Genomic DNA, 24,778 nt, shown 5'->3' with positions numbered 1-24,778 from the left:
GGAGGGTCGGTCGGTGTTCGCGCGGCCCGGTCAGACGGGTCGGCGCCCACCGCCGCCCGCAGCGGGCCGGCTTTCGGCGCGGCCCGCAGCGGGTCGGGGCGGCGTCAGCCGACCGCGCCCTCCATCTGCAGCTCGATCAGGCGGTTGAGTTCCAGGGCGTACTCCATCGGGAGCTCCTTGGCGATCGGCTCGATGAAGCCGCGAACGATCATCGCCATCGCCTCGTCCTCGCTCAGGCCCCGGCTCATCAGGTAGAAGAGCTGGTCGTCACTGATCTTGGAGACGGTCGCCTCGTGCCCCATCGACACGTCGTCCTCGCGGATGTCGACGTACGGGTAGGTGTCCGAGCGGGAGATCGTGTCGACCAGCAGGGCGTCGCACTTGACCGTGCTCCGGCTGCTGTGCGAGCCCTCCAGCACCTGGACCAGGCCCCGGTACGACGTCCGGCCGCCACCCCGGGCGATCGACTTGGAGACGATCGTGGAGGAGGTGTGCGGCGCGGCGTGCACCATCTTGGCGCCCGCGTCCTGGTGCTGCCCCTCGCCGGCCATGGCCACCGAGAGCACCTCGCCCTTGGCGTGCTCGCCGGTCATGTAGACCGCCGGGTACTTCATGGTGACCTTGGAGCCGATGTTGCCGTCGACCCACTCCATGGTCGCGCCCTCGTGGCAGACGGCGCGCTTGGTGACCAGGTTGTAGACGTTGTTCGACCAGTTCTGGATGGTCGTGTAGCGGCACCGGGCGTTCTTCTTGACGATGATCTCGACGACCGCGCTGTGCAGCGAGTCGGAGGAGTAGAGCGGCGCGGTGCAGCCCTCGACGTAGTGCACGTACGCGCCCTCGTCGACGATGATCAGCGTCCGCTCGAACTGGCCCATGTTCTCCGTGTTGATCCGGAAGTAGGCCTGCAGCGGGATCTCCACGTGCACGCCCTTCGGCACGTAGATGAACGAGCCGCCGGACCACACGGAGGTGTTCAGTGCGGCGAACTTGTTGTCGCCGACCGGGATCACCGTGCCGAAGTACTCCTTGAAGACGTCCTCGTGCTCGCGCAGGGCGGTGTCGGTGTCCAGGAAGACGACACCCTGCTCCTCGAGGTCCTCACGGATCTTGTGGTAGACGACCTCGGACTCGTACTGCGCCGCGACACCGGCGACCAGCCGCTGCTTCTCCGCCTCGGGGATGCCCAGCCGGTCGTAGGTGTTCTTGATGTCCTCGGGCAGGTCCTCCCAGCTGGTGGCCTGCTTCTCCGTGGACCGCACGAAGTACTTGATGTTGTCGAAGTCGATCCCGGTGAGGTCGGCGCCCCAGGCCGGCATCGGCTTGCGGCCGAACAGCCGCAGGCCCTTGAGCCGCAGGTCGAGCATCCAGGCCGGCTCGTTCTTCTTGGCCGAGATGTCCCGCACCACCGCCTCGTTGAGGCCGCGCTGGGCGACCGCCCCGGCGACGTCGGGGTCGGCCCAGCCGTATTCGTAGCGACCCAGGGCGGCGAGCTGCTCTTCCTGCGTCAGGGGCTGGACGATCTGCTCGGTCATCTATCTGTCCTCACAGTGGTGACGGTCTTACCGGAACGGGCACGCCCCGGCTGGGCGGGAATGTGCGTGGTGCACACTCCGTCGCCGTGCGCGATGGTGGCCAGGCGCTGCACGTGGGTGCCGACCAGGCGGGAGATCACCGCGGTCTCGGCCTCGCACAGCTGGGGGAACTCGGCGGCCACGTGCGCCACCGGGCAGTGGTGCTGACAGAGCTGGCCGCCGGTGGCGATCGTGGACGCGTTCGCAGCGTAACCCTCGGCGGTCAGCGCTCCGGCGAGTGCCTCGGCCCGCGCGAGCGGGTCGTCGCCGGCGTCCTCCATGGCGGCCCGGCAGCGGGTCTCCAGCGCGGCGACCTGGTCGGTGGCGAACGCCTCGACCGCCGCGGCGCCGCCGTTGCGGGCGATCCAGCGCAGCGCGGCGGTGGCCATGTTGTCGTAGTGGTGGGTGCCGCAGCGGACCCGGGCCGCGTCGGTCAGCACGAACACCTTCGCCGGCCGGCCCCGGCCGCGGTGGCCCCGGACGGTCTGCTCGCGGGCGAGCACGTCGCCGTCGGCGAGCATCGCGTCGAGGTGCCGGCGGATCGCGGCCGGGCTGAGCCCGAGCGCCGAGCCGAGCTGCGCGGCGGTCGTCGCGCCCCGCTCCAGCAGCAGCTGGGTGACCCGGTCACGGGTGGAGAGATCCGCGACGGACGCGGACTGACCGGCGGCCGGGGCGGCCGCCGGCTGGTGCCCGGAGAGCGCCGCCGCGTTTTTCACAACGCCAACGTTACGTAATTCGTCCGGGGCCTGCAAACCCGGGTCCCGGTGATCCGAACCACCGCACGGACGGAGTCACCCGATCGTGCTCCACTACGGTGCGTAGGATTTGCGCCGTGAAGCGACCCGCCCGGTTCCCGGTCTCCACCACCCTGCTGCGCCGTCTCGCGCTCGCCTCGATCATCGCGAACGTGGGCATCGTCGTCACCGGCGGGGCCGTCCGGCTCACCGGCTCCGGCCTTGGCTGCCCCACCTGGCCCCGGTGCACCGAGGAGTCGTACGTCACGACACCGGAGATGGGCATCTACGGAGTGATCGAGTTCGGCAACCGCCTGCTCACCTTCGCCGTCGGCTTCATCGCGCTGGCGGTGCTGCTGGCCGTGCTGCTGCACCTCCCCCGGCGCCGGGACCTGGTCCCGCTCGCGGTCGCCGTGCTCTTCGGCATCCCAGCACAGGCGATCATCGGCGGGATCACCGTGCTCACCGACCTCAACCCGTGGGTGGTCGGCCTGCACTTCCTCGCCTCGATGCTGGTGATCGCGGCCGCGTACGCGCTGTGGCGGCGGATCAAGGACCCGGTGGGCCCGGCGGAGGCCGTCGTGCCCGCCCCGCTGCGGACCCTCGCCGCGATCACCACCGTGGTCAGCGCGGCGGTGCTGGTGATCGGCACCTGGGTGACCGGCAGCGGCCCGCACGCGGGCGACCACGGCGCTGCCCGCAACGGCCTCGACCCCGAAACCATCTCCCAGGTGCACGCCGACAGCGTCTTCCTGCTGATCGGCCTGTCCGTGGCGCTGGTCTTCGCCTTCCGCGCGGTCGGCGCGCAACGGGCCGCGCGGGCCGCGCTGGTGCTCGTCGCCGTCGAGCTGGGCCAGGGCCTCATCGGGTTCGTGCAGTACTTCACCAACCTGCCGGCGCTACTGGTGGGCGCGCACATGCTGGGCTCCTGCCTGGTGCTGCTGGCCACCCTGTCGGTGCAGTGGTCCACCCGCGAGCGCCGCCCGGTCGCGCCGTCGCCGGCCCCGGACGACGCCGACTGGGCCGTCCCCGTCGCCGCCTGACCGCGCCCGGCCAAGCCGGCTGCCGCACCTGAGCGCTCCCCCGCCCGCCCCGACGGTCAGCCGGCGGCGCGGGCCAGGTAGGTCAGGATCGCGTCGGCCAGGCGGTCGGCGGCGCCGTCGGCGTGCCCGAGGAACAGCGACGGCTCGGTGAGTTCCAGCTCCACCAGGACCGGCGTGCCGTCCGGGCCCGGGATGAGGTCCACCCGGGCGTAGAGCAGCCGTCCCGGCCCGCCGGGCACCGCCGCGAGGGCCCGCCCCGCCACCGCCAACTGCTCCGGGGTGGCGGTGCGGGCGGTGATCTCCTCGGGCCGGTACAGCGCGTCGGCGCCGAGGTCCGGGCCGGTCAGCATCGGGCCCTTGCGGATGGCGTGGCTGAACGTCGGGCCGTCCGGCCCGGCCAGGAAGAGCAGCGCCGTCTCGCCGGCCGTGTCGACCGCGTCGAGGTACGGCTGCACCATGGTCAACCGCCCGGCGTCCGACAGCCGCCGCACGTGCGCCACGGCCAGTTCCCGGTGGTGCGGATCGGCCAGGTCGTAGCGGCCGGTGTCCTGGCTGCCCGCGCTGACGGCCGGCTTGACGACGTACTCGCCGCGGGCGGCGGGCGGTCGCCAGTCCTCCCCCGGCGCGACCCAGGACGTCGGCACGGTGCGCACCCCGGCCGCCGACAGCTCGGCCAGGTACCGCTTGTCGGTGTTCCAGCGCACCACGTCCGCCGGGTTGGCCAGGGCGGAGACCCGCGACGCCCAGGCGACGAACTCGTCGCGGCGCAGCGCGTAGTCCCACGGCGAGCGGAGCACCGCCAGGTCGTACGCGGCCCAGTCGGCGGCCGGGTCGGCCCAGTCCACCGCCTCGGCGGTCACGCCGCGGCGCGCCAGCGGGTCGAGCAGCAGCCGGTCGTCGGGGTCGAGGTCGGGCAGGTCGGCACAGGTGACGAGAGCGACCCGGGGTTTCCCCCGGGTCGGCTGGTGTTGATCGGTCAAGTTATGTCAACGGGCCATCGTGCGCCGGGCCATCGACCGCCAGAGGTCGTTGCTCGGACGCATCTGGTCCATCAGTTCACGCTCCCAGGCGTTCTCGACGGTGACTCCCGCCTTCGCGCAGGCCTGCCGCGCCACGACGGTGTCGTCGGCGAACTGGTCGCCCCACACCCCGTCCTCGCCCACGAGGACGATGCGCGCGCCACGCTTGCCGACGTACTCGATGACCGCCTTCGCCCCGCCGTGACCGGCGGCGAACGACTTGATGCCCGCGACCAGGCCCTGCGGGGCCTGCCCGGGGGTCTGCTCGGCCGTCAGCGTCGTATCGGAACCTTCTGCCATGTCGGGAAGCGTAAGCAGACTTGCACCCGGGCGGGCGAGAACCATGAACCTTTTGTGATGCCAATTACCCGCAGGTTTAAGGAGAACCACAGGCGAAATGCCCGGTCTTGTCCGGACTTATCCCGCCAAAACGGCGGCCCGAACCGGGCGGCCCGGGCCATCCGAGCGGTTCTGGAACCATACCGACGGCGTCACCGATGTGACAAGAAACCCGGACAAGCCATGCACGATGATGATTTGCCGGTACGGCCTCCGGCCGCCGGGACCCGGCGGGACGGACCAGGCCGGGACGAGGCAGGACAGACAAGGCCGGGATCCGGCGGGACGGACCAGGCCCAGGACCCGGCCCGGCGCGGCGGTCCGCCGGAGCGGCGGGCGCGGCCCGGTGTCAGATCAGCGCGTCGAGCGCGACGGCGGCGAAGAGGATGGTCAGGTAGGTCGTCGACCAGTGGAACAGCCGCATCGGCTTGACGGCCTGCCCCCGCGCCACCCGGCGGGCGAGCTTGTGCGCCTCCACCACGAAGATGGCGCCGACCACCACGGCGGGCACGCCGTAGATGAGGCTCATCCCCAGCGGCCACACGGCCAGCGAGGACGCCACGGTCAGCCAGGCGAAGCCGATGATCTCGGCGTTGACCCGCCGCGTGGAGGCCACCACCGGCAGCATCGGGATGCCGGCCCGGGCGTAGTCGTCCTTGTACTTCATCGCCAGCGGGTAGAAGTGCGGCATCTGCCAGAAGAAGACCACCGCGAAGAGCGCCCACGCGGCCGGGGAGAGCGTCCCGGTGACCGCCGCCCAGCCGATCAGCACCGGCGCCGCCCCGCAGGCCCCGCCCCAGAACGTGTTCGCCGTCGTGGTGCGCTTGAGCCAGAGGGTGTAGACGACGTCGTAGTAGACGATCGCGGCCAGCGTGAGCCCGGCGGCCAGCAGGTTGGTGAACGCCGCCATCATCGCGACCGACACCGCCGCCAGCACCAGCCCGAAGATCAACGCGTTGCGCGGTGTCACGGTGTGCGTTGGCAGCGGGCGGCGCTTGGTGCGCCGCATCAGCTGGTCGATGTCCCGGTCGATGTAGCAGTTGATGACGCTGGCCGCGCCCGCGGCGAGCGAGCCGCCGACCAGCACCACGGCCACCAGCCAGAGCGACGGCATCCCGCCGTCCGCGAGCATCATCGCCGGCACCGTGGTGACGAGGAGCAGCTCCACGATCCGCGGCTTGGTCAGCGTCACGTAGGCCGCGACCACCGCACGGACGTCCCGGCGGGCCACCGCCGACGCCTCCGCCGCAGTCCGCACCGGCGGCTGCCCGGCAGAGTTGCTGACGGGGCGCTCGGTGATCATGCTCACGGATTGCCACCTTCCGGCGTCGGCAGGGGAGGTCGGATCGGCCGGACCCGACTGGGGCCACACGCCGGACCACAGACTACGCGTCGTCGTTTTGGCTGCCCGGGCGACCCGACAACGGTGCGGGCCGTCACACCGTCGGGGCAGCACCGCGCACCGGCGCGGACCAGTACAGACCGGCATGCAGAGATCCCTGGGCGGACGTTTAGGACCGCTCGATAGGGTCATCACTGAGGGTTCCGCCCATCTGCCGAGGAGCACAACCATCGTGGCTGCCAACCGACCCGAGCACCCCGCACTCAACTGGTCCGACCTCGACCGCCGGGCCGTCGACACCGTCCGCGTGCTGGCCATGGACGCCGTGGAGAAATCCGGCAACGGCCACCCGGGCACCGCGATGAGCCTCGCGCCCGCGGCCTACCTGCTCTTCAACCGGGTCATGCGGCACAACCCGGCCGACCCCAACTGGCCCGGCCGGGACCGCTTCGTGCTCTCCGCGGGCCACTCCAGCCTCACCCTCTACATCCAGCTCTTCCTCTCCGGCTACCCGCTGGCCCTGGAGGACCTCAAGTCGCTGCGGCAGTGGGGCTCGCTGACCCCGGGCCACCCCGAGCACGGGCACACCCCCGGCGTGGAGACCACCACCGGGCCGCTCGGGCAGGGCCTCGGCAACGCGGTCGGCATGGCGATGGCGGCCCGCCGCGAGCGCGGCCTGTTCGACCCGGAGGCGGAGCCGGGCCGGTCGGTCTTCGACCACGACATCTGGTGCATCGCCTCGGACGGCGACATCGAGGAGGGCATCAGCCACGAGGCCAGCGCGCTCGCCGGGCACCAGCAGCTCGGCAACCTCACGGTGATCTACGACGACAACGAGATCTCGATCGAGGACGACACCCGCATCGCCAAGAGCGAGGACGTCGCGGCCCGCTACGAGGCGTACGGCTGGCACGTGCAGACCGTCGACTGGCGCGCCGGCGACGCCGATCAGGGCGACTACCACGAGGACGTCGAGGCCCTGTACCGGGCGCTGCTGGCGGCGAAGGCCGAGACCGCCCGCCCCTCGTTCATCGCGCTGCGCACCATCATCGGCTGGCCCGCGCCGAACAAGAAGAACACCGGCAAGATCCACGGCTCGGCGCTGGGCGCCGACGAGGTGGCGGCCACCAAGCAGCTGCTCGGCTTCGACCCGGCCCGCTCCTTCGAGGTCGACGAGGAGGTGCTCGGGCACGCCCGCACGGTGATGGAGCGCGGCGCGCAGGCCGAGCAGGAGTGGACCACGGCGTTCGACGGCTGGGCGAAGGCCAACGCGGAGCGCCGCGCGCTCTACGACCGGATGGCCGGGCGGGTCCTGCCGACCGGCTGGACCGAGGCGCTGCCGGAGTTCCCGGCCGACGCCAAGGGGGTCGCCACCCGGGCGGCCTCCGGCAAGGTCCTGGAGGCGCTCGCCGGGGTGCTGCCGGAGCTGTGGGGTGGCTCGGCCGACCTGGCGGAGAGCAACAACACCACCATGAAGGGCGAGCCGTCCTTCGTCCCCGCCGTCCACGCCACCAAGGACTTCCCCGGCCACGAGTACGGCCGCACGCTGCACTTCGGCATCCGCGAGCACGCCATGGGCGCCATCCTCAACGGCATCGCGCTGCACGGCGGCACCCGCCCGTACGGCGGCACCTTCCTGGTCTTCAGCGACTACATGCGCCCGGCGGTACGGCTCGCCGCGCTGATGAAGCTGCCGGTGGTCTACGTCTGGACGCACGACTCGATCGGCCTCGGCGAGGACGGCCCGACGCACCAGCCGGTGGAGCACCTGACCGCGCTGCGCGCCATTCCCGGCCTGGACGTGGTCCGGCCGGCCGACGCCAACGAGACCGTGTGGGCCTGGCGGCAGGCCCTGGAGCACACCGACCGGCCGACCGCGCTGGCGCTGAGCCGGCAGCCGCTCCCGACGCTGGACCGGTCGACCCTGGCCGGTGCCGAGGGCGTGGCCAAGGGCGGCTACGTGCTGGCCGAGGCGTCCAACGGCAAGCCGCAGGTCATCCTCGTCGGCACCGGCTCCGAGGTGCAGCTCTGCCTGACCGCCCGCGAGCGGCTGGAGGCCGACGGCACCCCGACCCGGGTCGTCTCGATGCCCTGCCAGGAGTGGTTCTTCGAGCAGGACGAGGCGTACCGGGAGTCGGTGCTGCCGCGCGGGGTAAAGGCACGGGTGAGCGTGGAGGCGGGCATCGGCATGTCGTGGCGCGGCATCGTGGGTGACTGCGGCGAGAGCGTGAGCCTGGAGCACTACGGCGCGAGTGCCCCGCACTCCGTGCTCTTCGAGCAGTTCGGATTCACCCCCGACCGGATCGTGGCCGCCGCGCACGCGGCACTGACCCGGATGGGCGACATCACCGGTTTCACCACCGGCAACTGAGGGGAGCGTGGACGGCATGACGGACAGGCTGAGTGAACTCACCGCCGCAGGCGTGGCGGTCTGGCTCGACGACCTTTCCCGGGTACGGCTGTCCTCCGGCGGGCTGGACCAGCTCCGCCGGGAGAAGCACGTGGCCGGGGTGACCACCAACCCGACGATCTTCGCCAAGGCGCTGAGCGACGCCGACGAGTACGACTGGCAGCTGCGCGACCTCGCCTCCCGTGGGGTGGAGGTCGAGGAGGCCGTACGCATGCTCACCACGTACGACGTGCGGTGGGCGTGCGACGTGATGCGCCCGTCCTACGAGGGCAGCGGCGGGGTCGACGGCCGGGTCTCCATCGAGGTGGACCCGCGGCTGGCCCACGAGACCGACAGGACCGTCGCCGAGGCCAAGGCGCTGTGGTGGCTGGTCGACCGGCCGAATCTCTTCATCAAGATCCCGGCCACCGAGGCCGGCCTGCCGGCGATCACCGCCACCCTGGCGGAGGGGATCAGCGTCAACGTCACGCTGATCTTCGGGCTGGACCGCTACTCGCAGGTGATGGAGGCGTTCCTGGCCGGCCTGGAGCAGGCGAAGGCGAACGGGCACGACCTGTCGAAGATCGGGTCGGTCGCGTCGTTCTTCGTCTCCCGCGTCGACAGCGAGGTCGACAAGCGGCTGGAGAAGCTCGGCTCCGACGAGGCCAAGGCGCTGCGCGGCAAGGCCGCCGTCGCCAACGCCAAGCTCGCGTACGAGCGCTACGGCGAGGTGTTCTCCTCCGACCGCTGGCAGGCCCTCGCCGACGCCGGCGCCCACCCGCAGCGGCCGCTGTGGGCCTCCACCTCGACCAAGAACCCGGACTACCGGGACGTCATCTACGTCGAGGAGCTGATCGCCCCCGGCACGGTCAACACCATGCCGGAGCCGGTCGTGCACGCGTACGCCGACCACGGCGAGACCCGCGGCGACACCATCACCGGTTCGTACGACGAGGCCCGCAAGGCCTTCGCGGACCTGGAGTCGGTCGGGATCGACATGGCCGACGTCATCGAGACCCTGGAGCGCGAGGGCGTGGAGAAGTTCGAGGCGAGCTGGCAGGAGCTGCTCGACGGCGTCCGCAAGTCGCTGGCGGCCGCGGGCCGCGGCGCCGGCAACCCGAGCGACGCCGCGAAGGACAACGCGCAGGCCGCGCAGCAGGCGGGAGGAAACGCGTGAGTGAGCGTAGCGAGCGAATCATCAGGCTCAGCAGTGCGGCGCCTCGCGCCGCCGCCGAGCGGAGCGAGGTGGCGGCGTGAGTGATCTGCTCAACGGGGCGGTCGAGGCCGCCGCCGGGCTCTCCGTGCACGGGGCCGACGCCGTCGACAAGTCGGCCCCCGCCTCCACCCGGGACGCGCTGGTGAACGCCGGCACGCCGGGCAAGCTGGCCGCGAAGGACCCGACCCTGTGGGGTCCGGACGCCGAGGCCGAGGCGAAGATCCGCCTCGGCTGGGTGGACACCCACCTGCGCAGCCGGGAACTGCTGCCCCAGCTCGCCGAGCTGAAGGCGGAGCTGGCCGACCTGGACCACGTGGTGCTCGCCGGGATGGGCGGCTCGTCGCTGGCCCCCGAGGTCATCGCCCGCACCCTCGGCAAGCAGCTGACCGTGCTCGACACCACCGACCCGGGGCAGATCCGGGCGGCGCTGGCCGACCGGCTGGAGCGCACCGTGGTCGTGGTGGCCAGCAAGTCCGGTTCGACGGTCGAGACCGACAGCCACCGCCGGGCCTACTGGCAGGCGTTCCTCGACGCGGGGATGACCGAGGCGGAGGCGGGCCGGCACTTCGTCGTCGTCACCGACCCGGGCTCGCCGCTGGAGGCCACCGCCGCCGAGATGGGTGCCTTCACCGTACTCGCCGACCCGAACGTCGGCGGCCGGTATGCGGCACTGACCGCGTTCGGGCTGGTCCCGTCGGCGCTGGCCGGCGTCGAGGTGGCCGAGCTGCTCGACGAGGCGGAGGCGCTGGCGGCCTCCCTGGGCGGGGACCGCGACAACCCGGCCCTGGCGCTCGGCGCGGCCCTCGGGGCGGCGGCCACCATGGGCCGGGACAAGGTCGCCCTGATCTCCGACGGCACCGGCATCGAGGGCCTCGGCGACTGGGCCGAGCAGTTGATCGCCGAGTCCACCGGCAAGGCCGGGGTCGGCATCCTGCCGGTCGTCGTGGAGTCGCCGCAGAGCCCGGGCGCCGCCGGTGACGACGTGCTCACCGTGACCTACGGCGGCGCGCTGCCCGCCGGCGCCGTCCCCGGCGGGGGCGCCGACGCCGACGTGGCGGTCAACGGCCCGCTCGGCGCGCACTTCCTGGCCTGGGAGTACGCCACCGCGATCGCCGGCGTGGTGCTCGGCATCGACCCGTTCGACCAGCCCAACGTCACCGAGTCCAAGGAGAACACCAACCGCATCCTCGCCTCGGGTCCGCCGGCGGAGACGCCGTCGTTCACCGAGGGCGCGATCGAGGTGTACGCGCCGCAGGGCGCCCCCGGCGACCTCGCCGGCGTGCTCCGCCAGCTCGTCGACGCGACGGGCGACGACGGCTACCTCGCGGTGATGGCGTACCTCGACCGGTTCGCCGACGCCGACGCGGCCCGGCTGCGGCCGCTGCTGGCCGGTGCCGCCGGCCGGCCGGTCACCTTCGGGTGGGGCCCGCGCTTCCTGCACTCCACCGGCCAGTACCACAAGGGCGGTCCGCAGGTCGGCAGCTACCTCCAGCTCACCGGCGCGGTCGTCGACGACCTGCAGGTGCCGGGCAGGCCCTACACCTTCGGGCAGTTGCAGGCGGCGCAGGCCGCCGGCGACCGGCAGGCCCTGGCCGAGCGGGAGCGCCCGGTGGTCCGGCTGCACCTGACCGACCGGTCGGCGGGCGTGGCCCAGCTGCTCGATGCCGTCGGGGCGTTGCGGGCGTGACGATGAGGAGCGTGGATGACGCGGAGCGAGGAGGTGGCGTGAACCCGCTGCGCGACCCGCAGGACCGCCGGCTGCCGAGGATCCCGGAGCCGTGCGCTCTGGTGATCTTCGGCGTCACCGGCGACCTGGCCCGCAAGAAGCTCCTGCCGGCCGTGTACGACCTGGCGAACCGGGGGCTGCTGCCCCCGGGCTTCGCCGTGCTCGGCTTCGCCCGCCGGGACTGGGGCGACGGGGACTTCGAGTCGCTCGCCCACGAGGCCGCCAAGAAGCACGCCCGCACCCCCTGGCGGGAGGAGGTGTGGGCGCGGCTGGTGGGCAACATCAAGTTCGTCGGCGGATCGTTCGACGACGACGCCGCGTTCGACCACCTCTCCGAGATGCTGGACGAGCTGCGCCAGACGCACGGGATCCCGGGCAACGCCGCCTTCTACTTCTCCATCCCCCCGGCGGCGTTCCCCGTGGTCCTCAAGCAGCTGGCCCGCACCGGGATGGCCGACAACGCCAAGTCCGGCGGCTGGCGCCGGGTGGTGGTGGAGAAGCCGTTCGGGCACGACCTGCCCTCGGCGAAGGCGCTCAACGACCTGGTCGACGACGTCTTCACCCGCGAGGACGTCTTCCGCATCGACCACTACCTGGGCAAGGAGACCGTCCAGAACATCCTCGCCCTGCGGTTCGCCAACAACCTGTTCGAGCCGCTGTGGAACTCCAAGTACGTCGACTCGGTGCAGATCACCATGGCCGAGGACGTCGGCATCGGCACCCGCGCCGGCTTCTACGACTCGGCCGGCGCGGCCCGCGACGTGTTCCAGAACCACCTGCTCCAACTGCTGGCGCTGGTGGCGATGGAGGAGCCGACGAGCTTCGACGCCGACGAGATCCGCACGGAGAAGCTCAAGGTGCTCCGGGCGATCACCCTGCCCAAGGACGTCGGCGAGGGCACCGTGCGCGGCCAGTACCTGCCCGGCTGGGTGGGGGGCGAGCGTGCCGTCGGGTACCTGGAGGAGGAGGGCGTCCCGGAGGACTCGACCACGGAGACCTACGTGGCCGTGCGGCTCGGCATCCAGAACCGCCGCTGGGCGGAGGTGCCGTTCTACATCCGGGCCGGCAAGCGGCTGCCGCGCCGCGTCACCGAGGTCGCCATCATGTTCAAGAGGGCGCCGCACCTGCCGTTCAACGAAGCCGACATGGAGTCGCTCGGCAACAACCAGCTGGTGATCCGGGTGCAGCCGGACGAGGGCGTCGTGCTCAAGTTCGGCTCCAAGGTGCCCGGCACCACGATGGAGGTCCGCGACATCGCGATGGACTTCCAGTACGGCGAGGCGTTCACCGAGGCCAGCCCCGAGGCGTACGAGCGGCTCGTGCTGGACGTGCTGATCGGCGACCGTACCCTCTTCCCGGACGCCGCCGAGGTCGAGCAGAGCTGGCAGGTGGTGGACCCGCTGGAGCGCGCGTGGGCGGGCACGAAGCCGGAGCCGTACCGGGCCGGTGAGTGGGGTCCCCGCGCCGCCGACGAGATGCTGGCCCGCGAGGGCCGGGCGTGGCGGCGGGCGTGAGCGCGAGGAGTAGCGGGCGCAGCGAGCAGACCAGGAGGCTCCATTGATCGGCCTGTGGGACACCACCGGGAACGAGGTGGTCAAGGCGCTGGCCGCCGAGCGGCGCAGCGCGGGCGGGGTGGCCAGCGGCATGGCGCTCACCCTGATCGTGGTGGTGGACGAGAAGCGGGTCCGCGAGGCGGAGGCGGCGGCGACGATAGCGGCCGCCGCCCACCCCTGCCGGCTGCTGGTGGTGGTCCGCACCGACGTGGAGCGCGAGCGCAACCGGCTGGACGCGGAGATCGTCGTCGGCGGCCGGCTCGGCCCGTGCGAGGCGGTGGTCACCCGGATGTACGGGCGGCTCGCCCTGCACGCGGAGTCGGTGGTGATGCCGCTGCTGGTGCCGGACGTGCCGGTGGTGACGTGGTGGCACGGCGAGCCGCCGGCCGAGATCGCCACGGACTTCCTCGGCGTGGTGGCCGACCGGCGGATCACCGACTGCGCCCAGGCCGCCGACCCGATCGAGGCGATGCGCCAGCGGGCCCGGGACTACGCGCCCGGCGACACCGACCTGGCGTGGACCCGGATCACCCCGTGGCGCACGCTCGTGGCGGGGGCGTTCGACACCACCCAGGCCAAGGTGACCGAGGCGACCGTGGTGGGCCCGCCCACCGACCCGACCGCCGCGCTGATGCAGGGCTGGCTGGCCGCGCGGCTCGGCATCGAGCCGGTGTGGGAGCACACCGACGCGTCGCCGCGGATGCGGGAGGTGCAGCTGCGCTGCGCCAACGGCGACACGCTGACGCTGAGCCGGGACGACAGCGTGGCGACGTTCCGGCGTACCGGCCAGGAGGACCGGCAGCTGCCGCTCGTCCGCCGGCCCCTCGGCGACGAGCTGGCCGAGGAGCTGCGCCGGCTCGACGCCGACCAGGTCTACGCGGAGGCGCTGGGCACGGCGGCCGGGCTGGCCGACCTCGACCAGCGCCCGCCGCAGCGGGTGCACGTCTGGAAGGACCCGGCCACGGCCCAGCGGGCCGAGGCGGGGGTCACCGCGCACGTGGGAACGAGCGCCGAGCACTGAGCGCCCGACTGCCCGGGGCACCACGGAGGACCGGCCGCGCGGCGGCCGGAGAAACGAAGGCACACAGATGAGTGAGGCGAGTGTCGCCGTCCACGCCGACGCAGACCTGCTGGCCCAGGCGGTGGCCGCCCGGTTGGTGGTCAAGCTGCTCGACGCGCAGGCCGAGCGGGGCCAGGCGTCGGTGGTGCTGACCGGCGGGCGGATAGCCGCGGCGGTGCACCGGGCGGTGGCGGCGCTGCCGGCCCGCGACGCCGTGGACTGGTCCCGGGTGGACGTCTGGTGGGGCGACGAGCGGTTCCTGCCTGCCGGCGACCCCGAGCGCAACGAGACCCAGGCCCGCGCCACGCTGCTGGACGCGGTGCCGCTGGACCCGGCCCGGGTCCACCCGATGCCGGCCTCCGACGGTCCGACCGGGCCCGACCCGGAGGAGGCGGCGGCCCGCTACGCCGAGGAACTGGCCCACGCGGCGCGGCCGGGACACGCCGCGCTCCCCCACTTCGACGTGCTGATGCTGGGCGTCGGCGAGGACGGGCACGTCGCCTCGGTCTTCCCCGAGCATCCGGTGCACCACGACAGCCGGCCGGTCAGCGCGGTACGGGGCAGCCCGAAGCCCCCGCCGGTGCGGACCACGCTTACCCTTCCCGCGATCAACACGGCCGAGGAGGTCTGGCTGGTGGCCGGCGGGGCCGACAAGGCACGGGCGGTCGGCATGGCGCTGGCCGGGGCGGGGCCGGTGCAACTGCCGGCGGCCGGCGTGCAGGGCACGGGCCGGACCCTCTGGCTGCTGGACCGGGCGGCGGCGGCCGACGTCCCGGCCCGCTTCCGCAGCCTGCGCTGATGTGAAGGAAGGGCCCCTTCTTGACGCTGTGCGTTGAGAAGGGGCCCTTCCTTACACCCGTCTAGCCGGCGGGGCGGCCCCGGCGGCGGCGCAGGGCGGCGAGGGCCTCGGCCAGGATGGCCTCGCCCTCCTCGGCGGTGCGCCGCTCCTTCACGTACGCCAGGTGGGTCTTGTAGGGCTCGGGCCGGACGCGGCCCGGCGGGTTCTGCGCGTCCTGGCCGGCGGGAAGGCCGCAACGCGGGCAGTCCCACACCTCCGGCACCTCGACCTCGGCGGCGAGCCGGATCGGGGTGTGGTGGTCGTTGCGGCACCAGTAGGTCACCGTCCGGCAGAGGGCCGGCTGGTGGCGTTCGGGCGCGGATCCGACCCGGGTGCCCGGGATGACGTTGCCGATGGGCACGGCTGCTCGCTCCTGTCGTCGGAGGGGAACCGCCGCGGAGGGGGCGGCGGGCGACGCGGTGCAGCGGGTGGAACGGACTGCGCGCGGCCCGTCGACGACGGACCGCGCGCAGATTGTACGACTTGGCGGGCTCAGACCGTGCCGCTGGCCATCTGGAGGCGGAGCCAGAGCCCCAGCCCGACGATGCAGGCGAACCAGACGATGCCCACCAGGACGGTGTAGCGGTCGAGGTTCTTCTCCGCCACCGAGGAACCGGCGAGGCTGGAGCTGACGCCACCGCCGAACATGCTCGACAACCCGCCGCCCTTACCGCGGTGCAGCAGGATCAGCATGGTCAACAGAACGCTCGTGATGACCAGCAACACGATCAACGTGTATGCGAACCAGATCGGCATGGCTGGGGTCAGTCCTCTCGTTACGATCCTCGCCCGGGCAGATCGGGCACGGTGGCACCGACCGACGGACGGGCGGAGTCAAGGATAGCGAGCGATCAGCGGGAGATGTGCTCCGGGAACCGGCAGATCTTCGCGAACTCCTCGGCGTCCAGGCTCGCGCCGCCCACGAGCGCCCCGTCGACGTCCGGCTGAGCCATGATCGCCGCGACGTTCGACGACTTGACCGACCCGCCGTAGAGGACGCGGACCTTGTCGGCGGTGTCCTGGCCGAAGGACTCGGCGAGGCGCTGACGGACCGCGCCGCACACCTCCTGGGCGTCCTCCGGGGTGGCCGTCTTGCCCGTGCCGATCGCCCAGACCGGCTCGTACGCCACCACGACCTTCTCCACCTGCTCGGCGGTGAGCCCCTTCAGGGCGCCGTCGAGCTGCTCGCTGCAGTGCGCCACGTGGGTGCCCTGCTCGCGGACGTCGAGCCCCTCCCCCACGCAGAGGATCGGGGTGAGCCCGTGGGTCAGCGCCGCCTGCACCTTGGCGTTGACGAGCGCGTCGTCCTCGTGGTGGTAGGCCCGCCGCTCCGAGTGCCCGATCGCCACGTAGGTGCAGCCCAGCTTCGCCAGCATCGGGCCGGAGATCTCCCCGGTGTAGGCCCCCGACGCGTACGGCGAGAGGTCCTGCGCGCCGTAGCCGATGAGCAGCTTGTCGCCGTCGACGGCGGTCTGCACCGTACGCAGGTCGGTGAACGGCGGCAGGACCACCGTCTCGACGTCGGTGAGCTGCTTCTCGGTGAGGCTGGCCGCCAGCTTCTGCACCAGCAGGTTGGCCTCGAGGTGATTGCAGTTCATCTTCCAGTTGCCGGCCATCAAGGGCCGGCGGGTGACGCTCGCCATCAGTTCTCCAGGGCCGCGATGCCGGGGAGGGTCTTGCCCTCCAGGTATTCCAGGGAGGCGCCACCGCCGGTGGAGATGTGCCCGAAGGACGACTCGTCCAGCCCGAGCGCCCGCACCGCGGCGGCGGAGTCACCGCCACCGACGACGGTGAACGCCTCGCTCTTCGCGATGGTCTCGGCGATCCCGCGGGTGCCGTGGGCGAACGCCGGCATCTCGAACACGCCCATGGGGCCGTTCCAGAAGATCGTCCGCGCGCCCTTGAGGGCGGCGGCGAAGCCGGCGACCGTCTCCGGCCCGATGTCGAGCCCGACCCGCTTGCTGGGGATGCCGTCGGCCGGCACGGTGTCGTGCGCGGCGTCCGGGGCGAACGCGTCCGCGGCCACCACGTCGACCGGGAGCATGATCTTGCCCTCGGAGCGCTCCAGCAGGCTGCGGCAGGTCTCGACCATCTCCTCCTCCAGCAGCGAGGAGCCCACCTCGTGGCCCTGCGCCTTGAGGAAGGTGAAGCACATCCCGCCGCCGATGAGCAGCCGGTCGACCGACGGCAGCAGCGCCTCGATCACCGCCAGCTTGTCGGAGACCTTCGAGCCGCCGAGCACCACGACGTACGGGCGCTCCGGCTCGCCGGTCAGCCGGGACAGGACTTCCACCTCGCGCAGCACCAGCCGGCCCGCGACGTGCGGCAGCCGGGCCGGCACGTCGTGGACGCTGGCGTGCTTGCGGTGCACCGCGCCGAACGCGTCGTCGACGTACGCGTCGCCGAAGGCGGCGAGCTCATCGGCGAAGGCGCCCCGCTCGGTGTCGTCCTTGCTGGTCTCGCCCTTGTTGAAACGCAGGTTCTCCAGCAGCGCGACCTCGCCGTCGGCGAGCGCGTCCACGGTGGAGCGGGCGGACTCGCCGACGGTGTCGGTGGCGAAGTGCACCCGCGCGCCGAGCAGTTCCCCGAGCCGCCCGGCGACGGGGCGCAGGCTGAACTGCGGGTCCGGCGCGCCCTTCGGGCGGCCCAGGTGCGAGCAGACGACCACCTTGGCGCCGGCCCCGGTGAGGGCGCTCAGCGTCGGCAGCACGGCGCGGATCCGGCCGTCGTCGGCGATCCTTACTCCGTCCGGAGTGCCGCCTTGCGGCGCGGAGGCGGAGTCATGATCGGTGATGTCACCGGTCTGCTTGTCGAGCGGGACGTTCAGGTCGGCGCGCACCAGCACGCGCCGACCCGACACCCCCTCGGCGAGCAGGTCGTCGAGGGTACGGATGCTCACTTAGGCCAGCCCTCCGTTCGTGACCGACGACCTGCTCACAGCGTCGGCTCCGTTCGTGACTGCGAGGCTCGCAAGCTCACTCCTCGCACTCACAGGGACTGGCCGACCAGCTTGACCAGGTCGACCAGTCGGTTCGAGTAGCCCCACTCGTTGTCGTACCAGCCGACGACCTTGACCTGGTTGCCGACGACCTTGGTCAGCGGCGCGTCGAAGATGCACGAGGCCGGGTCGGTGACGATGTCCGAGGAGACGATCGGGTCCTCGTTGTAGACCAGGATGCCCTTGAGCGGGCCCTCGGCGGCGGCCTTCAGCGCGGCGTTGACCTCGTCCACCGTGGTCTCCCGGGCAACGTCGACGGTGAGGTCGGTGGCCGAGCCGGTCGGGATCGGCACGCGCAGCGCGTAGCCGTCCAGCTTGCCCTTCAGCTCCGGCAGCACCAGGCCGATCGCCTTCGCCGCGCCGGTCGAGGTCGGCACGATGTTCAGGGCGGCGGCGCGGGCCCGACGCAGGTCGGAGTGCGGCGCGTCCTGGAGGTTCTGGTCCTGGGTGTACGCGTGGATCGTCGTCATCAGGCCGTGCTGGATGCCGAACGTGTCGTGCAGGACCTTCGCCATCGGCGCCAGGCAGTTGGTGGTGCAGGAGGCGTTCGAGATGATGGTGTGCTTGGCCGGGTCGTACTGGTCGTGGTTGACGCCCATGACGACCGTGACGTCCTCGTTCTTCGCCGGGGCGGAGATGATGACCTTCTTGGCCCCGCCGTCGACGTGCGCCTTCGCCTTGGTGGCGTCGGTGAAGAAGCCGGTGGACTCGATGACCACGTCCACGCCGGCGTCGCCCCACGGCAGCTTCGACGGGTCCTTCTCGGCGTACGCCTTGATGGTCTTGCCGCCCACGGTGATCTCGTCGGCGGTGGCCTTCACCTCGTGCGGCAGGCGACCCAGGATGCTGTCGTACTTGAGCAGGTGGGCGAGCGTCGCGTTGTCGGTCAGGTCGTTGACCGCCACGACCTCGATGTCAGCGCCGGACGCCAGCACTGCCCGGAAGAAGTTGCGGCCGATCCGGCCGAAGCCGTTGATGCCAACCCGGATGGTCACAGGTCCCATCTCCTTGCGTTCTGGTCCGCCGGCGTAAGACCCGGGCCGGCGGAGGTGTGTGCGCCGACCGTTGGAGCCGGCCGTTGACGGTTCATCTCGGCCACCCCGCCGCGGTCTCGAAGGACCTGACCGCCGGAGGCGGTGTGCACGGCGAGGAGTGCCTGTGCCGGCCCCCTTGCCGTACGCAGCGACCTTATCCGAGCGTGCGGCGCAGTGCAGCGCCGGGTGGTGACCCCACCGGCGCCGCCGACCCCCACCGTCCTATCAGACCACGAGCATGTCGGGTGTGACTGCTGCTTCCGTATCCGGGATGCCCAGGTCCCGGGCCCGCTTGTCGGCCAGCGCCAACAGCCGGCGGATCCGGCCGGCGATCGCGTCCTTGGTCAGCGGCGGATCGGCCAGCGCGCCCAGCTCCTCCAACGAGGCCTGCCGGTGCTCCAGGCGCAGCCGGCCGGCGGAGGTGAGGTGGTTGGGCGCGTCCTCGGCGAGGATCTCCAGCGCCCGCGTCACCCGGGCGGCGGCGGCGACCGCGGCCCGCGCCGAGCGGCGCAGGTTGGCGTCGTCGAAGTTGGCCAGCCGGTTGGCCGTGGCCCGCACCTCGCGGCGCACCCGGCGTTCCTCCCAGGCCAGCACGCTGGAGTGGGCGCCGATGCGGGTGAGCAGCGCGGCGATCGCGTCGCCGTCCTTGACCACCACCCGGTCCACGCCGCGCACCTCGCGGTTCTTGGCGGTGATGCCGATCCGCCGGGCCGCGCCCACCAGGGCCAGCGCGGACTCCGGGCCCGGGCAGGTGATCTCCAGCGCGCTGGAGCGGCCCGGCTCGGTCAGCGAGCCGTGCGCCATGAACGCGCCGCGCCAGGCCGACACCGCGCAGCAGACGTTCGCGGCGACGACGTGCGGCGGCAGCCCCCGCACCGGACGCCCGCGCACGTCGAGCAGCCCGGTCTGCCGCGCGAGGGCCTCACCGTCCTTGACCACCCGCACGATGAAGTGGCTGCCCTTGCGCAGGCCACCGGACGCGAGCACGTGGATCTCACTCGGATAGCCGTAGACCTCCGCGATCTCCCGTCGCAGCCGCCGGGCCACCGCCCCCGTGTCGAGTTCGGCCTCCACCACGACCCGACCGGAGACGATGTGCAGCCCGCCGGCGAAGCGCAGCAGCGCCGCCATCTCCGCCCGCCGGCAGCAGGGCTTGGGCACGTCGACCCGACTCAGCTCGTCCTTGACCGCAGCCGTCATCGCCATTGTGCGTCCCCTCACGGACCTGTTCCGGCGTGTCGCCGGAGATTACGTACGTGTCTAACGATCGGCGCCCAGGACAGGCACCAGTGCGGCGCCCAGGGCGGCCGGATCATGACGGGGAGTGCCGTCGGTGACCGCGACGGGAGCGAGGACCAGGCGGGCACCCAGCGATTCTGCCGCACGTTCGACCGGTTCGGGGTCACCCGCCGCCTTGGAATCGGCGACCACTCGGTCGACCCTCAGCTCCGGCAGGTACGAGCGCAGCGCGGCCAGATGGTCGGCCTGGGAGAGCCCGGAGGTCTCCTTCTCGGCGGCGAGGTTCAGCGTGACGAGCCGCCGCGCCGGGCTGGCGACGATCGCGGCGGCGAGCTGCGGCACCAGCAGGTGCGGCAGGACGCTCGTGTACCAGCTGCCCGGCCCGAAGATCAGCCAGTCGGCCGCGCCGATCGCGGCGACCGCCTGCGGGCAGGCCTCCGGCGCGACCGGGGTGAGCCGCAACGACTCCACCCGACCGGTGGTCACCGCCACCTGGTGCTGGCCCGTGATCGTGCGCACCTCGTCCGGCCGGCTCGGGTCGGCGCCGCGTACCCGCGCCTCGATCCCCACCGGCTCGCACGACATCGGCAGCACCCGGCCGACCGTGCCGAGCATCGCGCCGGCGTGCTCCAGGGCGGCCACCGGGTCGCCGAGCAACTCCATCAGCCCGCAGAGCACCAGGTTGCCCACCGCGTGCCCGGCCAGCCCGCCGGCCTCGGCGCCCGCCCGGCCGGCCGCACCGGCACCCGCCCGTCCTCCGGCGATCCCGCCGGTCGCCCCGGCCGGCTCCGGGCCGGAAGGGGCCCGTCCGGTACCGGAGACCCGGGGGCGACCGGCCGCTCCGCCCCCGGCGGAAGCCGGGCCGCCGGCGGGCGGCACCTCCGCGTAGCGGTGTTGGAAGAGCTTGGCGCTGCGCCGGGTGGCCGGATGGTCGCCGGCCAGCGCGACCAGCGCCTGCCGCAGGTCGCCCGGGGGCAGGCCGCCCCGCTCGGCCCGCAGCCGGCCGCTGGAGCCACCGTCGTCGCCGACGGTGACCACCGCCGTGATGTCGAGGTCCAGCTCGGGGGCGCAGCGGCGCAGGGCGCGCAGCGAGGCGGACAGGCCGTGCCCGCCGCCGAAGGCGACCACACGCGTCGCCGTCACTCGCGCCCCAGGTCGCGGTGCTGCGCGTTGGCGGCCAGACCGGAGTGGCGCAGCCGGGCGGCCAGCTCCTCGGCGATGGCCACGCTGCGGTGCTTGCCGCCGGTGCAGCCGACCGCCACCGTCAGGTAGCGCTTGCCCTCCCGCTCGAAGCCGACGGTGGTCGCGTTGACCAGGTCGGCGTACGACCCGACGAAGGCGTCCGCGCCCTCCTGCCCCAGCACGTACGAGCTGACCGCCTCCTCCCGGCCGGTGTGCTCGCGCAGTTCCGGCACCCAGTACGGGTTGGGCAGGAAGCGGGCGTCGAGCACGAAGTCGGCGTCGGGCGGCAGGCCGTACTTGAAGCCGAAGGAGAGCACGGTGACCCGCAGCCGGCGGGCGTCCTCGCCGCCGAAGAGCTCCTCGACGCGGCGACGCAGCTGGTTGACGTTCAGGTGGCTGGTGTCGATGATCACGTCGGCCTGGTCGCGGGCCTCCTCCAGCAGGCCGCGCTCGACCGCGATGCCGTCGGCGAGCCGCCCGTCGCCCTGCAACGGGTGCGAGCGCCGGACGCTCTCGAACCGCCGGATCAACACCTCGTCGTCGGCGTCGACGAAGACCACCCGGGGCGAGAAGCCGCGCTCCTTGAGCTCCCGGATCGCCCCCGCCAGGTCGGTGGAGAAGGCGCGCGAGCGCACGTCCAGCACCATCGCCGTACGCCGGGCCGCCCCGCCCGCCTTGAACGCCAGCTCGGCCATGTCGAGCATCAGCGCCTGCGGCAGGTTGTCCACCACGTAGAACCCGACGTTCTCCAACGCCCTCGCCACCGTGCTGCGGCCGCCGCCGGAGAGCCCGGTGACCACCACCAGGGTGGTGTCCGACTCCGCCGGTGTCTGCTGCCCGGTCACCGTCGCGCCCCGTTCCTCGGCCGTACGCGCCTCGCTCACCCACTACCCCCAAGCCGTGGCGCCGCGGCCGGGACCCCCGGCCGCGCGTGGTCAATCAGCGACTCTATCCCGCACCGCCCGCACGTTGCCGACACGTCCCTGGCCGCCGCCGTGGTGGCGTCCGCCCCGGCGGACGGTCGGACCTGGGCGCGAGGGTCGTGCTCCCGACAGGCGGCCCCCTTGATGACGATCAGTCAACGTCCATACGCTGCACGTGATCGCCGCAGGTGGCGGCCGGTTTCTGGGAGGCGGGATGCACGATCTGGCGGAGAAGAACAAATACGTCGGCTTCCTGTTCATGAGGATCAACCCGGAGTACTTCGCCCTGGGCCGGGAGGGCATCCACGAGGTCTCCGCCGAGCACGCCCGCGACCTCGGCCGCTTCGCCAAGCAGCTCACCCACGTGGTCTGCACCGGGGTCAACGGCCGCTACGACCAGGTGACCATGGTCGAGGCGGACACCCTGGAGGAGATCAACGCGGCGGCCACGGCGTTCCGGATGGGCAACAAGGCCCGCTACATCGAGATCGTCGACATCGTGGTCGGGATGAAGGCCCCGCCGCGCGGACTGGCCAAGCGTTCCGCCCAGCCCGACTGAGCGACCCGGAGGCCGCCGGACCGCGACGCTCCGGTCCGGCGGTCGCCCTGATCCGCGACCCGCCCGCGCGGGTCCGCCGGCTGTCGGGGGAGGTTCGTAGAATCCCCGGATGGCTTCCCCCACCGACCTGCGCTCCGCCGACGCCCTGGAGGTGCTGCGCCGGGTCTTCGGCTACGACGCCTTCCGCGGCTTCCAGCAGGAGGTGATCGACCACGTGGTGGCCGGCGGCGACGCGCTGGTGCTGATGCCCACCGGCGGCGGCAAGTCGCTGTGCTACCAGATCCCCGCGCTGGTCCGCGACGGCGTGGCGGTGGTGGTCTCCCCGCTGATCGCGCTCATGCAGGACCAGGTCGACGCGCTGACGGCGGTCGGTGTGCGGGCCGGCTTCCTCAACTCGACCCAGGATCTCGACGCCCGCCGCGTGGTGGAGCGGGCGTTCGTCGGCGGCGAGCTGGACCTGCTCTACCTCGCCCCGGAGGCGTTGGGCACCCGCGGGGCGCAGCAGTTGCTCGACCGGGGCAGGATCGCCCTGTTCGCCATCGACGAGGCGCACTGCGTGTCGCAGTGGGGGCACGACTTCCGCCCCGACTACCTCGCCCTGTCGATGCTGCACGAGCGCTGGCCCGACGTGCCCCGCATCGCGCTCACCGCCACCGCGACCAGCGCGACCCGCGACGAGATCGCGACCCGGCTCAAGCTCACCGACGCCCGGCACTTCGTGGCGAGCTTCGACCGGCCCAACATCCAGTACCGGATCGTGCCCAAGCGCGAGCCGCGCAAGCAGTTGCTGAGCCTGCTGCGCGACGAGCACCCCGGCGACGCGGGCATCGTCTACTGCCTGTCGCGCGCCTCGGTGGACAAGACGGCGGAGTTCCTCACCGCCAACGGCATCGCCGCGCTGCCCTACCACGCCGGCCTGGACGCGGCGACCCGCGCGCGCAACCAGCAGCGCTTCCTGCGCGAGGACGGCCTGGTGATGGTGGCGACCATCGCGTTCGGCATGGGCATCGACAAGCCCGACGTCCGCTTCGTCGCCCACCTCGACCTGCCCAAGTCCGTCGAGGGCTACTACCAGGAGACCGGTCGCGCCGGGCGCGACGGGCTGCCGTCGACCGCCTGGCTGGCGTACGGGCTCCAGGACGTGGTGCAGCAGCGCAAGATGATCGAGACCTCCGACGGGGACCTCGCCCACCGGCGCAACCTCGCCGCCCACCTCGACGCGATGCTCGCCCTCTGCGAGACGGTCCGCTGCCGGCGGGGCCAGCTGCTCGACTACTTCGGCGAGAAGGCGACCGCCGCCTGCGGCAACTGCGACACCTGCCTCAGCCCGCCGGAGTCCTGGGACGGCACCGTCGCGGCGCAGAAGCTGCTCTCCACCATCTTCCGGCTCGACCGGGAACGCAACCAGCGCTTCGGTGCGGGGCACTGCGTCGACATCCTGCTCGGCCGCACGACCGACAAGGTCACCCAGTACGGCCACGACTCCCTGACCGTCTTCGGCATCGGCGGCGAGCTGCGCGAGGCCGAGTGGCGCGGCGTGGTGCGGCAGCTGCTGGCCGAGGGGCTGCTGGCCGTCGAGGGCGACTACGGCACGCTGGCCCTCACCGAGGCCAGCGCGGAGGTGCTGGGCCGCCGCCGCACGGTGATGATGCGCCGCGAGCCGGAGAAGGTCGCCTCGTCCCGGTCGGCGAAGCCACGCGGGGCGGCCACCGTCGTCGCCGAGCTCTCCCCGACCGCCGCCGGGGTCTTCGAGCGGCTGCGCGCCTGGCGGGGAGCCACCGCCAAGGAGCAGGGCGTCCCGGCGTACGTGATCTTCCACGACGCCACGCTGCGGCAGATCGCCACCGACGCGCCCACGTCGCTGGCCGAGCTGTCCGCGGTCAGCGGCGTCGGCGAGAACAAGCTCGCGAAGTACGGCGAGCAGATCCTGGCCGTCCTGGCCGAGTGACGGCCGGCCGCGCCACCGCCGCGACGTGCACCTGGCCTTCGGGTCGCACCGGGTGCTGCGCG

General features: G+C 72.6%; 22 protein-coding genes. 9 read left to right on the top strand and 13 right to left on the bottom strand.

Features of this window, described 5'->3' with window-relative positions:
* Positions 1-104: 104 nt before the first annotated feature.
* A complete protein-coding gene (gene sufB / locus ACGFNF_RS28395; RefSeq protein ID WP_151453357.1) occupies positions 105-1,535 on the bottom strand; it encodes a Fe-S cluster assembly protein SufB in 1,431 nt (476 codons plus the stop codon).
* The gene (locus tag ACGFNF_RS28390; RefSeq protein ID WP_327029051.1) at positions 1,532-2,290 is read right to left on the bottom strand and encodes a transcriptional regulator; all 759 of its coding nucleotides are present in this window, start codon (positions 2,288-2,290) and stop codon (positions 1,532-1,534) included. Before ACGFNF_RS28390 ends, sufB begins: the two co-directional genes overlap by 4 nt.
* 98 nt (positions 2,291-2,388) lie before the next feature.
* Between ACGFNF_RS28390 and ACGFNF_RS28385 the strand changes: the two genes are divergently transcribed.
* On the top strand, positions 2,389-3,351 hold the full coding sequence (locus tag ACGFNF_RS28385) for a heme A synthase (RefSeq protein WP_393171861.1): 963 nt from the start codon (positions 2,389-2,391) through the stop codon (positions 3,349-3,351).
* Between the two features lie 56 nt (positions 3,352-3,407).
* On the opposite strand, the gene ACGFNF_RS28380 is transcribed toward ACGFNF_RS28385, so the two are convergent.
* The 3 genes from ACGFNF_RS28380 to ACGFNF_RS28370 form a co-directional block, all read right to left on the bottom strand.
* Positions 3,408-4,331: a RimK family alpha-L-glutamate ligase gene (locus ACGFNF_RS28380; protein WP_393171859.1), complete on the bottom strand. Its 924-nt coding sequence runs from the start codon at positions 4,329-4,331 to the stop codon at positions 3,408-3,410.
* Between the two features lie 6 nt (positions 4,332-4,337).
* Positions 4,338-4,670: a hypothetical protein gene (locus ACGFNF_RS28375; RefSeq protein ID WP_366642184.1), complete on the bottom strand. Its 333-nt coding sequence runs from the start codon at positions 4,668-4,670 to the stop codon at positions 4,338-4,340.
* Positions 4,671-5,058: 388 nt separating this feature from the next.
* The gene (locus ACGFNF_RS28370; RefSeq protein ID WP_151453353.1) at positions 5,059-6,018 is read right to left on the bottom strand and encodes a heme o synthase; all 960 of its coding nucleotides are present in this window, start codon (positions 6,016-6,018) and stop codon (positions 5,059-5,061) included.
* A 265-nt stretch (positions 6,019-6,283) separates the two neighbouring features.
* On the opposite strand from ACGFNF_RS28370, the gene tkt reads away from it, so the two are divergent.
* The 6 genes from tkt to pgl all read left to right on the top strand — a co-directional run bounded on the left by tkt (position 6,284) and on the right by pgl (position 14,794).
* Positions 6,284-8,422, top strand: coding sequence for a transketolase (tkt, locus tag ACGFNF_RS28365; protein ID WP_393171857.1), 2,139 nt, complete (start codon positions 6,284-6,286; stop codon positions 8,420-8,422).
* Positions 8,423-8,438: 16 nt separating this feature from the next.
* Complete coding sequence (tal, locus tag ACGFNF_RS28360; protein WP_357579573.1) at positions 8,439-9,617, top strand: transaldolase; 1,179 nt, start codon at positions 8,439-8,441, stop codon at positions 9,615-9,617.
* Positions 9,618-9,693: 76 nt separating this feature from the next.
* Positions 9,694-11,343, top strand: coding sequence for a glucose-6-phosphate isomerase (locus tag ACGFNF_RS28355; RefSeq protein ID WP_393171855.1), 1,650 nt, complete (start codon positions 9,694-9,696; stop codon positions 11,341-11,343).
* Positions 11,344-11,345: 2 nt separating this feature from the next.
* Positions 11,346-12,896, top strand: a complete 1,551-nt coding sequence (gene zwf / locus ACGFNF_RS28350) for a glucose-6-phosphate dehydrogenase (RefSeq protein WP_357579571.1) — start codon at positions 11,346-11,348, stop codon at positions 12,894-12,896.
* Positions 12,897-12,939: 43 nt separating this feature from the next.
* The gene (locus tag ACGFNF_RS28345; RefSeq protein WP_357579570.1) at positions 12,940-13,956 is read left to right on the top strand and encodes a glucose-6-phosphate dehydrogenase assembly protein OpcA; all 1,017 of its coding nucleotides are present in this window, start codon (positions 12,940-12,942) and stop codon (positions 13,954-13,956) included.
* A 67-nt stretch (positions 13,957-14,023) separates the two neighbouring features.
* The gene (gene pgl, locus ACGFNF_RS28340) at positions 14,024-14,794 is read left to right on the top strand and encodes a 6-phosphogluconolactonase (RefSeq protein ID WP_393171852.1); all 771 of its coding nucleotides are present in this window, start codon (positions 14,024-14,026) and stop codon (positions 14,792-14,794) included.
* Positions 14,795-14,855: 61 nt separating this feature from the next.
* Here pgl and ACGFNF_RS28335 read toward each other — a convergent pair whose 3' ends face one another.
* The 8 genes from ACGFNF_RS28335 to rapZ form a co-directional block, all read right to left on the bottom strand.
* Positions 14,856-15,194, bottom strand: coding sequence for an RNA polymerase-binding protein RbpA (locus ACGFNF_RS28335; protein ID WP_393171850.1), 339 nt, complete (start codon positions 15,192-15,194; stop codon positions 14,856-14,858).
* A 131-nt stretch (positions 15,195-15,325) separates the two neighbouring features.
* A complete protein-coding gene (secG, locus tag ACGFNF_RS28330; RefSeq protein WP_088999360.1) occupies positions 15,326-15,589 on the bottom strand; it encodes a preprotein translocase subunit SecG in 264 nt (87 codons plus the stop codon).
* 95 nt (positions 15,590-15,684) lie between these two features.
* Positions 15,685-16,476, bottom strand: a complete 792-nt coding sequence (gene tpiA, locus ACGFNF_RS28325) for a triose-phosphate isomerase (protein ID WP_151453345.1) — start codon at positions 16,474-16,476, stop codon at positions 15,685-15,687.
* Complete coding sequence (locus tag ACGFNF_RS28320; protein ID WP_393171848.1) at positions 16,476-17,732, bottom strand: phosphoglycerate kinase; 1,257 nt, start codon at positions 17,730-17,732, stop codon at positions 16,476-16,478. Before ACGFNF_RS28320 ends, tpiA begins: the two co-directional genes overlap by 1 nt.
* 89 nt (positions 17,733-17,821) lie before the next feature.
* On the bottom strand, positions 17,822-18,826 hold the full coding sequence (gap, locus tag ACGFNF_RS28315) for a type I glyceraldehyde-3-phosphate dehydrogenase (RefSeq protein ID WP_151453343.1): 1,005 nt from the start codon (positions 18,824-18,826) through the stop codon (positions 17,822-17,824).
* Between the two features lie 264 nt (positions 18,827-19,090).
* Entirely contained in the window at positions 19,091-20,071 is a 981-nt protein-coding gene (gene whiA / locus ACGFNF_RS28310; protein WP_088999356.1) for a DNA-binding protein WhiA, read from the bottom strand.
* A 54-nt stretch (positions 20,072-20,125) separates the two neighbouring features.
* On the bottom strand, positions 20,126-21,247 hold the full coding sequence (locus ACGFNF_RS28305; protein ID WP_357579567.1) for a 2-phospho-L-lactate transferase CofD family protein: 1,122 nt from the start codon (positions 21,245-21,247) through the stop codon (positions 20,126-20,128).
* The gene (gene rapZ, locus ACGFNF_RS28300; RefSeq protein WP_151453375.1) at positions 21,244-22,131 is read right to left on the bottom strand and encodes an RNase adapter RapZ; all 888 of its coding nucleotides are present in this window, start codon (positions 22,129-22,131) and stop codon (positions 21,244-21,246) included. The genes ACGFNF_RS28305 and rapZ overlap by 4 nt, the downstream gene beginning before the upstream one ends.
* Positions 22,132-22,423: 292 nt before the next feature.
* Here rapZ and ACGFNF_RS28295 point away from each other — a divergent pair, with 292 nt between their 5' ends.
* Both ACGFNF_RS28295 and recQ read left to right on the top strand, forming a co-directional pair.
* Complete coding sequence (locus tag ACGFNF_RS28295) at positions 22,424-22,768, top strand: hypothetical protein (RefSeq protein ID WP_151453341.1); 345 nt, start codon at positions 22,424-22,426, stop codon at positions 22,766-22,768.
* 109 nt (positions 22,769-22,877) lie between these two features.
* Entirely contained in the window at positions 22,878-24,716 is a 1,839-nt protein-coding gene (recQ, locus tag ACGFNF_RS28290; RefSeq protein WP_393171845.1) for a DNA helicase RecQ, read from the top strand.
* Positions 24,717-24,778 lie beyond the last annotated feature (62 nt).

The sequence above is a fragment of the Micromonospora sp. NPDC048868 genome (assembly GCF_043198195.1).
Lineage (GTDB): Bacteria > Actinomycetota > Actinomycetes > Mycobacteriales > Micromonosporaceae > Micromonospora > Micromonospora reichwaldensis.
The sequence above is the reverse complement of the archived record's forward strand: the minus strand, read 5'-3'. Positions and strand labels throughout refer to the sequence as shown.